Origin of the sequence: Cellvibrio sp. QJXJ (genome assembly GCF_024452345.1) — a bacterium.
Lineage (GTDB): Bacteria > Pseudomonadota > Gammaproteobacteria > Pseudomonadales > Cellvibrionaceae > Cellvibrio.
The window spans coordinates 1,204,960-1,218,470 of sequence record NZ_CP101662.1; the positions used below are offsets into that span (position 1 = coordinate 1,204,960).

Below are 13,511 nucleotides of genomic sequence, written 5' to 3' on the forward strand. Positions count from 1 at the left end.
TGTAGATTGTTAGCAATTTACACTTTAAGCTTAAGGAGTGTGAAAAAAGGTAACCATAGCGCATGCGCCACTATAGCGATAAAGACAAAAAGCAGACAAAAAAAGGGAGGCACAGGCCTCCCAAAGAACACAACAGCAAGCACAGAAAAACCTTATTCAGCAAAACCATTTGGATTGCGCGACTGCCAGCGCCAAGTATCTGCCATCATTCGCTCTACACTGTATTCAGCAGCCCAACCTAAACGCTCCTTAGCCAGAGAGACGTCAGCATAACAACTGGCGATATCACCGGGGCGGCGTGCGCTGATCACATAGGGTATAGATTTGCCGCACGCCAGCTCAAATGCTTTCAACATCTCCAATACGGAATAGCCAGTGCCAGTACCCAGATTATAGGTTGAACAACCTCGCGACTGCTGCGTCAAACCATTGAGTGCTGCCACATGACCTCGCGCCAAATCCACGACATGTATGTAATCGCGCACGCCAGTGCCATCAGGGGTCGCATAATCATTGCCATAAACGGTAAGCGCCTCACGCTTGCCCACTGCGACCTGGGCGATATAGGGGATCAAGTTATTAGGTATCCCCTTGGGGTCCTCACCGATTAAACCTGACTCGTGAGCACCCGCAGGATTAAAGTAACGCAGGATTGAAAAGTTCCACTGATTGTCTGGCGCCTTGGCCATATCACGCAGAATATCTTCTACGATCAACTTGCTGCGACCATAGGGATTGGTGGCTGACAGAGGAAATGATTCGTCAATGGGTACAGATACGGGATCGCCATAAACGGTCGCCGAAGAACTAAATACAAAATTAAAAACTGAGTGCTCCTCCATGACCTCTAGCAAAGACAAAGTACCCGACACATTATTCCGGTAATACTTGATAGGTATTTGGGTAGACTCTCCCACCGCTTTCAAGCCCGCAAAATGCATTACACAACCTATCGCATAATCAGAAAAAACTTGATGTAACGCGGCTTTATCATTGATATCCAACTGAAAAAAATCCGGTTTAACACCGGTAATTTTTTCAACTCTGGCCAGCGACTCTAATTTTCCATTTGATAGATTATCTACCACTACCGGAAAGTAACCATTGTTGATTAATTCGATGCAAACATGACTACCTATGTAACCTGCACCTCCGGTTACCAAAACCTTCCTAAGATACGATTTCATTACTTTCTCTCGATCACCGCTCAATTAAACCCTAGTTAACACAGACAATTTCAAACACATTGCCATCAGCGTCCGTATAAAATAAATTACCGCTAATAGATTCAACCTGAAACAATTCCCTTTCTTTAATCAAACTATCTACCACAGTAAAAACATCTTTTTCTGGCATGTGCAATTTAATGCGTTTTTTAGCTTCAGCATTTACTCCCTGCATGCCAACCAATCTTAGTGAGGTCCCGGCTAAATTTATAAAGAAACTACTACTCCCAAATGGATCCTTTAATTCCATCACATTAGCAGCAAACAATCTCTGATAACGCTTGGCGGACTCAACAGGGTTTTTCACATTGACAGACTGCCACCGCATGACCAACTCTAGCAAAATTATAGCAACTCAGGATTTATGACAAACCGTTCATAATCTTTACGCAGCGAACTAATCACAGGGTTTTCAAAACGGAATATTTTTCGCTTATTCAACGCAGAAAACCTCACTGCTTCGCCGTAGTATTCATCCCACAGTTTTCTAACGGCACCAGACTCATAGGCAATTTGAAGGCCTTTATCAATACGATCAGCCAAGACTTTATTTTTTTTATTCAAGAAAAAGAATTTTGGTAGCGGATAATAAATACATACATTTTGGTCGTAGTTTAAATATTTGACATCCTGATTCTTTTTCCATTCCCGCCCCAGCTCGTTCGCGCCGATCAAAAATATATCACCCCGATCATTAGCTGCCATATAGAACAAACCTTTGATATTGCCGCCCTCAACAACTTTAAATCCAATTTTTTTGAGTATTTCGCTATCTAACCAACCACGCCCCTGGATGATAGTCAGTTGCTTCAAATCATCCAAAGTTTCAATTTTTTCTAACTTACGCTTGGAGTCGGGCGACACAAAACCAACTCGATAGCCGGTGACGCCCAAATCCACAGGAAACTCCACGCCATGTAATTTTTCAAGGATGTCATTGGACGCCGAATCTTTATAAACAAAATTTTCGAATTGATTATCCTCAGCAAATACCCGCAAACGTGAGTAAGTGGGCACATCACCTTTAGGCAAATCTCTAATTTCGTAGTCGCCGTATTCCGCCTTGGTAGCATCCAGTGCCAGGCGTAACAGGTGGTACTCGTAGATTTCCTCTTTTGGCGCTATCTCCCCCGAACCAAAGGTGATAACGGTGGGAGCCGCTGCAAACACATTTAGCGCAAATATGGCAATACTTAAAATTATTATACGCAGCATACATCACCCGTTAATTGTTAACAATTAACACAATACTAGCGCCAATGGAGGTAGATTGCAATGCCATAAGCGAGAAGTTTTTGCGGCAAATTAAGAACGTTTACGCGAATTTATAGGAAGATAAAGGGACGGAGGGAATAAGCGCAGAAACAAAAAGCGCTGCGAAACAAGCTATCGCAGCGCTTACGAAAATATCAGGGGGGAGATTATCAGGATGCTACATTCTGAAAGGTGCCAGGATCCAATATCTGCCGACGGGTTTTAAAACGGCAAATATAATTCCAGTTCCATGAAGAATCATACTTGTGACACAGCCCCCACGCCAATCCAGCCATAGGGTCTTGAATGTCCGCAGCGGGGTCGCGATATAAACCCAACGCCTCTGGTGCACCTTTAATATGCGCCATGATGTCAAAGTTAATACCATCCGGTGACCATTGGCAGGTATTTTTTTCTGGCCCATCGGTAGTCAACAAACTGGCAATTCCACCATTCACATGCCACACAACAACCTCATGCCCACTGTTGGTGATCGGATTAAATTCCGATTTCACATAAGGCCCTTCAATTTTATCGGCAATGGCAACCCCGTGTTTTATTTCACGTCCACCAAAGTTCATACGCTCCCCCATAATTTCACCTTTGTAATAAAGATAAAATTTATTTTGATAAAACATCAAACATGGGTCATGCACTTTGTGACTGTCAAAATCGCCGCGGATTTTGCAATTAAAACGATTGTCTTCGTCGCCATCCCAAACACCATTATCGGCCGGCGTTAAAATGGGAGCGGGACTTTTAACCCAGGGCCCATAAGGCGAATCTGCACTGGCAAGTGCAATACATTCTTTAGTGCGATTTAAATAAGGCGCCTTGACAGTTTGATAAACCAAATAATAGCGGCCTTCATGGGCAAGAACCTCGGGTGTAAATACCGCGCGATCATCATAGGAACCAGGCGCGCCTGCTACGATAGCCGCGCCCTGCTCTTTCCAATCCCAACCATCGCTGGAGGTTGCATGCCACACTTCAGTTTTATCCCAGGGGAATACCTTATCTTCCGGATTAGCACTGCCAAAACCAACAGTTTCACCTTCACCCTTGGTATACCAAACATGGTAGAGACCATCGACAAAAATAACCGCAGAGGGGTCGCGTCGAATCACACCTTCTTGATAGGCAAAATCGCCGCCCAGGGGTTTTACATCAAATTCAAATACCCAGTCGGCATTTTTTTGATCGTAACCGCGCTCAATTGCACGAAGACTGGCTTTGCTTAATTTTTTTTCTGGAAGATCACCCATATCTCACTCACTTTTTAACATGATGACTTGAACTATTTTTATCAGAAACAGCGTTTATTCGGTATACGGTTTAGTAGATACGATTTTTGTCAGGCGCGGCGCTCCAGCGAGTGATTCACTAAAAATCGATTAGCCAATAACCTTGCCCCTTTTGCTGCCATCAATGCTCCTTGATGTTTAATCGATTTCCCTTGGTAAATTTGTATCGCTGTGGCGTAACTATTCACTAAAAGATCTGCACCAATCAGATGTATATTTTTTTTCTTTCCGTACAGTTTCATTGCTGCTTTTACTTCGGCACCTATCAATACACCCGATAGGTACGCAGCACTCACATTTTTTTCATGTAGCCCTGCTAACACTCTGGAGCGGGCGCTGAACATTAAATTCAATAAAAAAGTATCTCTCGTATTGACCTTAACGCCCTGAAGAAACGCGGTTTCATCATGAATTTGTGTGCCGCTCACCAACAAACTCTGTGCACATAAACTGCCAAAAAGCTCACCGGAGAATGCGGTGTAAAAATCAACAATCTCTCCTCGTTTAACTAGCACCCATTTAGAGTGGGTTCCGGGCAAACACAGGAGTGCCTCTTTTAATTCCGCTCTACTTGCCTGCTGCATCCAACCCAGAATTTGGGTTTCTTCACCGCGCATGACGTCAGGCAAACCTTCGCGCACATGAGTTTTAATTCCTGGCACGATAAAAGCATTAACGTCGCTCACTTGAATATTAATTAAATGCTCGACCAATTGATAAGGATTCACCGGGCATTCAATATAAGGCGTTTCATACAATCCAATATTGGAACCCACTGCACCGCTCATCACAACCGGTGCACTCGCATACTGCGCAGGCAATTGTGTAATCGCATCAATTAAACATTGTTCAAGCTCGGCGCGCGATGATTGGTTAATGCCAATTGGCCGGGTAATGCTATACACAATATCGCCTACAGCATTCACTACCTGTAGCCGAAAATTGGTACCACCCCAATCAATGGCAATCATCTCACCCAAGATATAGCCCTCAACAGGTACAAAGAGTCACGAGGAGAATATTAACTTTCCAAGGCCACTAAACTAGCGCCCTGCTCTGGTGTACAGATAAAAGGCGTGGCAATTAAACCCGTTTTTAATTGGTAATCAGCCAGAATGGGCTCAACTATGGACAGTTTTTGTTGTGGCACTAAAGCTACGATGCAACCGCCAAAACCGCCGCCGGTCATACGCACACCGCCATCACTGCCCAATTCTTTATCCAGCGCTGCCACCAGATAATCAATTTCAGGGGTGGTGATCTCAAACAAATCGCGCATTGACACATGGCTCTCCGCCATCAACTGACTTAACAGTGCGACATTATTGGTTTCCAAGGCCTCAGCTGCTTTCAAGGTTCGCTCATTCTCTTCAATCACATGTTGTGCGCGCTTGCGCACCAACTCTGGTAATTGATCGGCAGCAGCAAAAAATTGTTCATTGGTTACATCGCGCAAAACCGATTGATTAAAAAATTTCGCCGCCTCTGCACACTGCTCGCGACGCAAATTATATTCGCTGTCGACCAAGCCTCTTTTTACGCCCGAGTTGATAATCACAATCGACAACTGTGACGGCATAAGGATTGGTGTAGTTTCCAAGCTGCGGCAATCGATCAATAACGCATGGCCCTCTTGACCGCCAGCCGATACCAGCTGATCCATAATGCCGCAGGCACAGCCGACATAATTGTTTTCCGCAGCCTGGCCAATTAAAGCCAATTCGGTGGCCGGAATTTGAATGCCAGCAACGGTTAAAAGCGCCTGCGCTAAGGCAACTTCCAAAGATGCCGAAGAACTTAAACCAGCGCCTTGAGGGACATTACCTGACACTACCAAATTACAGCCCTTGAGCTGATAACCACGATCTACCAATGTGCGCACAACGGCACGGACATAATTACTCCACATCTGGATGGGATGAGCTTCATAGAGAGAGTTCAGTGCAAACTCATCGCTCTGCCCGGTGTAATCCAGCGCGATCACTTTAATTAAATTATCTTGTCGCACAGAGGTGGCAACCAGCGTGAAAAAATCAATCGCTGCTGGCAATACAAAACCATCGTTATAGTCTGTGTGCTCGCCAATCAAATTAACCCGCCCCGGCGCTTTGGAAACAAAATCCGGCAATTGATCAAAATGCTCGGTAAAACACTGGGTAACATTTTCCAACATACTCATAACCAATTACCTTTTAATCTGTAGATGCCGCATTTTTATAGTGAATAGCGGATTGATCGCGCAGATACTGCGCCGCTTGTTCAGGAGTAATATCGCGTTGAACTTCACCCAGCATTTCGTAACCCACCATGAATTTTTTGATGGATGCCGAGCGCAACAATGGCGGATAAAAATGGGCATGCAACTGCCAATGGCTATGATCTTCTGCAGTAAAAGGTGCGCAATGCCACCCCATGCTGTAAGGAAAGGAGGTTTTAAATAGGTTGTCGTAACGCGTTGTTAATTGAATCAGAATGTCGGCCAGTGATTCGCGTTCCAATAAAGAAAGGCTCAACATATCGGGCACATGACGCAGCGGTAACAGCAGCGTTTCAAATGGCCAGCTGGCCCAATAAGGCACTACCACCAACCAATCCTGATTTTGCACCACAATACGTTCTTTAAAGGTCAACTCTTGCTGCGCATAATCCAACAGCATGGGGCGTTGATGCTTTTGTTGATAAGCCAACTGCTTTTCATCTTCCCGCTGCGGCAATGTCGGCACCGAACCTGTTGCCCAAACTTGTCCATGAGGATGAGGGTTAGAGCAGCCGTTGATCGCGCCTTTATTTTCAAAAATCTGTACCCAGGAATGACTCTCACCCAGTTCGCGATATAAATCGCACCAGGTATCGATAAGCTCTGTCACTGCCGCCTGGGACATTTCTGGCAGGGTTTTATTGTGACTTTCGGAATAACAAATCACACGGCTGGTGCCGCGCTCACTCTCGGCACAAAACAAATCGCTACCGCTTTGATAATCCCTATCTTCCGGCTCCAACGCCGCAAAGTCATTGGTAAACACATAAGCGCCGACATAATTGTCATTCACCGCACCATTAATGCGGGTATTGCCCGGACATAAATAGCAAGACGAGTCATAGGCAGGTTTATCATCCGCCGCCAGCTCTTCAATTTGTCCCTGCCAGGGCCGTTTGGCTCTATGAGGCGAGACCAATACCCAATCACCCGTTAGCGGATTAAACCGACGGTGCGGATGATCACTCAATACAAACACTGGTTTCATATACCTATCCAACTAATGCTATTTATCCGGTTGATGGAAACCGTCACCCAGATACATCACAAACCAAAATATTGCCTATTGTTAACAATCTACACCATGAGAATAAAAAAATACACTCTTATTTAACCGATAAATCACACGAGAATTCCATCTGACGACTGACCGTCAAATCCGCTCCAATTTAAACGGATAGGTTTGATTTGCTCGCCACTGCCCCACATACACGTTTTCATCTTCATCCACGCAGAGTGCGTGACAGTGGTTGAATACATCCCAGGTGCTGCGCATAGGCTGCAAAACACCATTGCGATATTCAGGCTGAGTACCACCTAGATTAGCGACGACACGATTGTCGCGATCAAACACACTGATAAAACCTGAATCGTCGGCATTTTTTCCATCGATGTGCGACCAACATACCGGGGCAAAAAAATGATCGGCGCTAAACACCGGCCCACCTATGTAAGCTCCGGCTACATCGATTGCTCCGCGATAATCGCCATTGAGTTCAAATAATTTTAATGCTCGCTCTGCCCGTGAGCTCACCATCAAATGCGGATCTTGCGGATTGCGTAAATCCACTTCTATGCCGTGGGTGTTTTTTAAATTGTGTGCAGGGTTGGCATTGTCGCCACCACCCCAGTGACGAAGGTAACGCCCATTGGCGTCGTACTGCAGTAGATAATCCGAGCCGTAGCCATCGGTAATATAGAGGTCGCCATTGGGCGCCACCGCTATGTCGGTCGGGCGAAAAGGTTGATCCGGGCGATAGACCCCAATGGTTTGTGGATGACCAATGGTATAAATCAAACGCCCGTCCAAGGTGAGCTTGGCGATGAAGCCACTTTGCGCAATGACTTTATTGTAGGGTGATGCCCAATCATCGGTAGATTTGCCATCCCAATTGCGATTGAGCACCCAGCCGCTATCCACTAAATAAATAACATCTTCACCGTTTTCATTAACGATGCGCAGCGCATGCGCTCCCGGAAATTGCGTGCCCCAGGCATCGAGCAATTTGCCATCCTTGTTATACACAATCACGTTATTGCGCGGATGATCAGTCACCATCACTATGCGCCCCTGTGAATCCATCGCCAAGCCATGACAATTTTCTACCGGCGTTTTTTGCGCATCAAGCAAACCCCAGTGACTATTAACGCGATATTGAAAATCGCCCTGCCCTACAATCAGACCATGTGGATCAATATTGGATTTGGGCAAGGGAACATTTTGCTTAATCATTGGTGGGCAAGCTCCAAATAAAACAATAAAAAAGCTCTGCCGAACACTACTCCGGCAGAGCAATAACCAACAACACGACTGAAAAAATTATGCGGCTTTCCAATTCAGAATGGCGTCATCATCAACGGGATACAAAGGATAATAAATCGCTTCGTTTTCCTGAAACGCCTGATTGGTGATAGCGTTGTAGGCACAAATCATGGACCAGCGCGGTTCGGATGAGCGATTCTCATTGGATTTGTGCAGCAAATTGCAATGGAAAAACAAAGTATCACCCGGCTCCAATTCAACATTGATCAGCTCGTGATATTTCATTGCTTCGTTCACAAACAACATGTCAGCACCTTTTTGATCACCGGTTTTGCTGTGATCCAAACGCCCTAAATGGTGCGACCCTTTCAACACTTGCAAACAACCGTTCTCTACCGTTGCACGGTTAATCGCCACCATACAGCTGAGTGATTTTGGATACAGCATAAGGTTATCGCGATGCCAGTAACCAAAATCCTGATGCCATTCCCAGGCACCGCCCACAAAGGGTTCTTTCATCATAATTTTGGTACTGGTGTGATATATCGGCTCGCCAATTAAGGTTTCTGCCGTATCTACCAAACGACGACCACGGGAAAACATGCTGTAAAAATCATCGCCCGTTTGTTGCCACAAGCACACCTTGCTCACCTTTCCGGTGCCATCTTTTTTCTGCCAGGCGCGCTCATTTAATGAATCGTCATTAAAGGCGGCATCCTGTAAGCGTTTGATTTCTTCTGGCGTGTAATAGCCACGCACAATCACATAGCCATCGCGGTGGTAGGCATCAATCTGTTCTTGAGTCAGTTTTCTTGCGTTCATTATCTGGTCTCCAAGGGTTATGTCTGCATGCTCGCATTGTTAACAATCATCATTCAGCAAAAAATAAAAGGCAAGCATTTTATTTATATATAAATATTTTATTTCTATAAAAATAAACAAGCCTATACTCAAAACCGGTAATTTCTGTTTATTTGACGGCGGATAGGGTATTTTTGTGAATGAACTAATTTGCGGGTGCGCCAGTTGATGGCCAAGAATGCATGGCTTGCTTCACCCTGAAAAATCGAGCTAAAAACCAGACAATAGGACCGAACGACTTTGACTACTGCCACCAATAAATACGCGGTTCCCGCACTGGATAAAGGGCTGGATATATTGGAATACCTGGTGACTCAGGAGCTGCCCAAATCTCAAACTGAGATCGCCCAAGGTTTGGGGCGCAACCCCAATGATATTTATCGGGTGCTGATCGGCTTGGAGGCGCGGGGTTATTTGGTGAGAGATGAGCTATCGGGGCGCTATCGGCTGTCGCTCAAGCTGTACAACCTATCGCGCAGTATTTCGCCTATCGATCAAATGCGCCAATGCGCGCTGCCCTATATGGAAGATCTGGCGGTCAACATTGGCCAATCCTGCTATTTGGCGATGCTCTACCAAAGCCAGACCATGATTATTGTGCACGCGCGCGGCCACAGCCCTATCTCGCTCAATATGAGCGAAGGCTCCCTATTCCCCACCATGACAACCACGGCAGGCAAGGTGTTGCTTGCCAATAGTAACCCAGCCGTGCGCGATATGATTTTGGAGCGCGACGCCGACTACGCCAAACTCAGTAAAAATAAACGCACTGCCCTGCTCAACGAATTGGAAGCGATAAAACAAGATGGCTACCTCGCGGCACAAAGCCCTTTTATCGAAGGCGCCACCGATTTTGCCGCGCTCATTGGTAGACCAGAGGGTAAAGTAATTGCGGCACTGGCTATTTCGCCGCTCAAGTCACACTGGAGCACCGCCATAGCACAAGAAGAACTGCACACACGAGTAGTGACCACTGCAAATAAAATTGCTCAACAGTTGGGGGATTTGTAACTCGCACCCTCCCGCCATCAGTTTTTGTCAACATTTAACTATCACCAATCAAGACACTAGGTTAAAGTTTAGGCTCGGCCGCACCAAGTAGCACAATAATGTGCTGCTTGATGCGGTCATACCTATAGTTATAACTTTATGGTGAGTTAGATGATGATAAAAAAAGTACCCTATTCCTGCCTTCAATACCTATCGTTTCTTTGCACGGTTTTGCTCCTAAGCGCAATCAACAGTCAGGCCGCCCCCCTTGCCAGCGATATTGATCTCGACCCTGCAGCACCGAAAATAATTCAATATCAGGCTCAAGGCAGTTTGATAAAAAAAATGGTATTAGACGTCGATAACCCAAAAAATTATGCCAACTTTAGTCTTTACGCCAACGATGAATTACTGCTCGACAATATCGATATTCCGCACTCTGGTCAGCAGCAATTAACCGCGCTCATCAAGCTTCCTGCGCCGGGGAAACTTAAGCTCAGCCTTAGAGCCAACAATGCAATACTCAACATTCATCGTCTTGAATTTATAGACCTCCCCGATCAGCATCCACCTCAATTCGAAGACATCTCCGTTAGCGCAGGCATAGATAAAGTCAGCTCAATTAAATACGGGGGCCCCACAATCGCCGACATAGATAACGACGGCGATTACGATTTTATTGTGAATAATCACAATGAAGAGAGCAGCAAACTTTATTGGAATAATGGCGACGGCACTGTAACCAAACACAGTCAAAATCTGGCGCGCTGGTTTATGCACGATCTGCACGGCACCGCTGCTGGCGATTACGATAATGATGGCGATCTGGATTTGGTTGTCACCCAAGGTGGCGGCAATGGCACAGATCCTTCCAAAGCCAATTTCTATACCAATGACAATGGCACGATGATACTCACCACAGGTGATGTGGGTATCAACAAAGGAGGCCGCGGCCGTGCCGCGCAATGGTCAGATATGGATTTGGATGGCGATTTGGATTTAATGCTCATTAACGAATCCAGCCTTACCCATGAAAAGCCGCAACATTTTTTTTACGAAAATAAAGGTGATGGAACCTTTACGCAACGCACAATCGCAGGTTTGCAAGATCAGGAACCATCGCGCTCTTTGATAACGGATTTAAACCACGACAACATTGATGATGTAATTTTATTTGGCCCACTTTCTGTCTGGCTGGGCAATGGCGATTTCACTTTCACCGATATTACCGCGCAATTCCCCACCGATGTCATTGCCTTACACAACATAATGGCAGTCGCCGATTTGGATATCGACAATGATGGCGATCAGGATCTTTACCTCGCACGCGGCAAAGAAGTTGAACACGGCAAAGGCGAAGCACCCGCAGTTGATCACGACCCCATCACACAGGAGTTTTCGATCAAACCGCGCGGATTTAAAGGTGTGGATAAATTCGAATTCACCGCCGCAGGAAAAATCAAATTGCACAATTTTTATTTTCTCGCACAAGGTGAATTCAGAGGAAAAGATTATCCTTTTTTTCTTGGCAGAAAAAAAACATCGAAAGTGATTTCTGCTGGGCAGGAGCTGGAAATAGACCCAAGCGAAGCGCAAGGCTGGCCGGATAGTATTGCGGAAAATGGTGTTTATTTTGGTTACTTGGGCAAAGGCCGCTGGAAAGCCGCATTAGTTCGCAATGGGGATATTTTTTGGAACTTTAAATTTAGTCTCGCTGGCGTCACTAGCGCCACTACCGAATTTATTCCAGAGAATCGCAACATGAATGACATTCTATTGCGCAATGACGGTGGAAAATTCACTGACGTATCACGCGAATGGCAGATTCAACCCGGCGGCAATACATTGGGTGTCACCACGGGTGATTTTAATAACGACAGTCATCAGGATTTATTCCTTTATCGCTGGGGGAATATTGGTGCGCGCATTTCTGATTACATATTATTAAACGATGGCAAAGGTCATTTCTACACCCTGACACAACACGGCGCCAATGATGTTGGCGGCCCCGGCAATGGTGATATGGGCCAAGCCTTTGATTTTGATTTGGATGGCGGCCTAGATCTATTAAATGGCAGTGAAGGTGGTGAGTGGTATCTTTATCGCAACAAAAAAAATGAAACCGGACATTACGCATTAGTACGAGTGGGTTATTCACCTAAAGCTCATGTGGATGCCATAGGCGCTGAGGTTAAAATCACCACCGCGCAAGGTGTTTATCGCAAACGGGTAGGTTCAGCGGGAGGAATTTTTTCCCAAAGCCTGTTAAACATTGTGCATTTTGGTTTAGGGAGTGCACAAACAATTGAGCGCATTAGTATTAGATGGCGCAATGGTGAAACACAACATTTCACCAACAAACCTGCCAATCAATTATTTGATACCGACAAAGCAGATGTAGAAAGTCTGCAGCTTGAACCGGCACAAACAAATCTTCGCCAAGGTACAAAATTAAATCTCTCCAGTCACTTAACTCCAGCGAATGCGGACACCCGGCTGCAATGGTCATCCAGCGATAAAAATATTATCGCTGTAGATCAGCAAGGCCAAATCACTGCGCTGGGCAACATTGGCCAAAGCGCGACAATAACAGCCACCAGCCCCACCAATGGAGTAAATGCGCAGAGCAACATCACCATTGAGCCTTGGTTTGCCGTGCAAGCAAAATCGCTAACTCTCGAACCATCACCGACAAAATTATTGGTGGGTGAAAGCCTTACACTCACTGCAACTTTATTTCCAGCTCATGCCGACAACTCGGAACTCATCTGGAGCACTAGCAATATAAAAGTCGTGCGGGTAGATACAGCGGGAACAATCACCGCACTACAACCCGGCACTGCAACTATCAAAGTAGCTTCCGCAAAAAAACCTACTGTGAAAGACACCATAAAACTGGACGTGGCGCCGACCATCGCACCCTTTATAAAATTTACGAACGAGAAAAAATTGCGCGATAAGGTATGGACTCAAAACGATAAAATTACTTTAACCGTCGAATACCACGCCGGATCAGGTAATAGAGTTATTGCGTCAGATGAAGGGGGAATTCGCTTTTGGCTGCGCCATTTTCAATCCAAATGGGTCCCAGTGAAAGACAGAGTCCTAATAGATGCAAGCGCCTTAAAAACTGAATCAGGAAAATCCACCATGACCTTTTCGTTTGAAGATCTAATCCCTAGTGCCGAGCTACCCACAGGCCAGTTTTACCAACTGCGTGCTTCATTTATATCCAGTAATGGCAAAATGTATGACGCCACTATTGATGATATAAAGATTGTTCCCTCTGTCCACTAAACACTTTCAATTTTTATTTATGTCCAAGGACGGATTTACTCACAAAAGATTCAAATTAA

General features: G+C 45.5%; 11 protein-coding genes. 2 read left to right on the forward strand and 9 right to left on the reverse strand.

Annotated elements, in window-relative coordinates; translation table 11 throughout:
* Nucleotides 1–152 precede the first annotated feature (152 nt).
* The 9 genes from galE to NNX04_RS05150 all read right to left on the reverse strand — a co-directional run bounded on the left by galE (nucleotide 153) and on the right by NNX04_RS05150 (nucleotide 9,126).
* Nucleotides 153–1,187 carry a UDP-glucose 4-epimerase GalE gene (gene galE, locus NNX04_RS05110; RefSeq protein WP_040391646.1) on the reverse strand — a complete coding sequence of 345 codons (1,035 nt, stop codon included), beginning with the start codon at nucleotides 1,185–1,187 and terminating at the stop codon, nucleotides 153–155.
* Between the two features lie 31 nt (nucleotides 1,188–1,218).
* Nucleotides 1,219–1,554, reverse strand: coding sequence for a hypothetical protein (locus NNX04_RS05115; RefSeq protein ID WP_151030821.1), 336 nt, complete (start codon nucleotides 1,552–1,554; stop codon nucleotides 1,219–1,221).
* 17 nt (nucleotides 1,555–1,571) lie between these two features.
* Nucleotides 1,572–2,396: a transporter substrate-binding domain-containing protein gene (locus NNX04_RS05120; RefSeq protein ID WP_261947691.1), complete on the reverse strand. Its 825-nt coding sequence runs from the start codon at nucleotides 2,394–2,396 to the stop codon at nucleotides 1,572–1,574.
* 254 nt (nucleotides 2,397–2,650) lie between these two features.
* Nucleotides 2,651–3,745 carry a glycoside hydrolase family 117 protein gene (locus tag NNX04_RS05125; RefSeq protein WP_151030819.1) on the reverse strand — a complete coding sequence of 365 codons (1,095 nt, stop codon included), beginning with the start codon at nucleotides 3,743–3,745 and terminating at the stop codon, nucleotides 2,651–2,653.
* Nucleotides 3,746–3,834: 89 nt separating this feature from the next.
* Nucleotides 3,835–4,755 carry a 2-dehydro-3-deoxygalactonokinase gene (locus NNX04_RS05130; RefSeq protein WP_225319015.1) on the reverse strand — a complete coding sequence of 307 codons (921 nt, stop codon included), beginning with the start codon at nucleotides 4,753–4,755 and terminating at the stop codon, nucleotides 3,835–3,837.
* A gap of 50 nt (nucleotides 4,756–4,805) precedes the next feature.
* Nucleotides 4,806–5,963 (reverse strand): galactokinase, encoded by a 1,158-nt coding sequence (gene galK / locus NNX04_RS05135; RefSeq protein WP_261947692.1) that lies wholly within the window; start codon nucleotides 5,961–5,963, stop codon nucleotides 4,806–4,808.
* Between the two features lie 13 nt (nucleotides 5,964–5,976).
* Nucleotides 5,977–7,029, reverse strand: coding sequence for a UDP-glucose--hexose-1-phosphate uridylyltransferase (locus NNX04_RS05140; RefSeq protein ID WP_261947693.1), 1,053 nt, complete (start codon nucleotides 7,027–7,029; stop codon nucleotides 5,977–5,979).
* 165 nt (nucleotides 7,030–7,194) lie between these two features.
* Nucleotides 7,195–8,274, reverse strand: coding sequence for a 6-bladed beta-propeller (locus tag NNX04_RS05145; RefSeq protein WP_261947694.1), 1,080 nt, complete (start codon nucleotides 8,272–8,274; stop codon nucleotides 7,195–7,197).
* Between the two features lie 87 nt (nucleotides 8,275–8,361).
* Nucleotides 8,362–9,126: a phytanoyl-CoA dioxygenase family protein gene (locus NNX04_RS05150; RefSeq protein ID WP_062065029.1), complete on the reverse strand. Its 765-nt coding sequence runs from the start codon at nucleotides 9,124–9,126 to the stop codon at nucleotides 8,362–8,364.
* 279 nt (nucleotides 9,127–9,405) lie between these two features.
* Here NNX04_RS05150 and NNX04_RS05155 point away from each other — a divergent pair, with 279 nt between their 5' ends.
* Nucleotides 9,406–10,176, forward strand: coding sequence for an IclR family transcriptional regulator (locus NNX04_RS05155; RefSeq protein ID WP_151030813.1), 771 nt, complete (start codon nucleotides 9,406–9,408; stop codon nucleotides 10,174–10,176).
* Nucleotides 10,177–10,326: 150 nt separating this feature from the next.
* Complete coding sequence (locus NNX04_RS05160; protein ID WP_225318875.1) at nucleotides 10,327–13,452, forward strand: FG-GAP-like repeat-containing protein; 3,126 nt, start codon at nucleotides 10,327–10,329, stop codon at nucleotides 13,450–13,452.
* Nucleotides 13,453–13,511 lie beyond the last annotated feature (59 nt).

Coding starts and splice junctions, on each gene's coding strand:
- galE (WP_040391646.1), bottom strand. CDS start 1,187: ATGAAATCGTATCTTAGGAAGGTTTTGGTAACCGGAGGTGCAGGTTAC.
- NNX04_RS05115 (WP_151030821.1), bottom strand. CDS start 1,554: ATGCGGTGGCAGTCTGTCAATGTGAAAAACCCTGTTGAGTCCGCCAAG.
- NNX04_RS05125 (WP_151030819.1), bottom strand. CDS start 3,745: ATGGGTGATCTTCCAGAAAAAAAATTAAGCAAAGCCAGTCTTCGTGCA.
- NNX04_RS05130 (WP_225319015.1), bottom strand. CDS start 4,755: ATGATTGCCATTGATTGGGGTGGTACCAATTTTCGGCTACAGGTAGTG.
- galK (WP_261947692.1), bottom strand. CDS start 5,963: ATGAGTATGTTGGAAAATGTTACCCAGTGTTTTACCGAGCATTTTGAT.
- NNX04_RS05140 (WP_261947693.1), bottom strand. CDS start 7,029: ATGAAACCAGTGTTTGTATTGAGTGATCATCCGCACCGTCGGTTTAAT.
- NNX04_RS05145 (WP_261947694.1), bottom strand. CDS start 8,274: ATGATTAAGCAAAATGTTCCCTTGCCCAAATCCAATATTGATCCACAT.
- NNX04_RS05150 (WP_062065029.1), bottom strand. CDS start 9,126: ATGAACGCAAGAAAACTGACTCAAGAACAGATTGATGCCTACCACCGC.
- NNX04_RS05160 (WP_225318875.1), top strand. CDS start 10,327: ATGATGATAAAAAAAGTACCCTATTCCTGCCTTCAATACCTATCGTTT.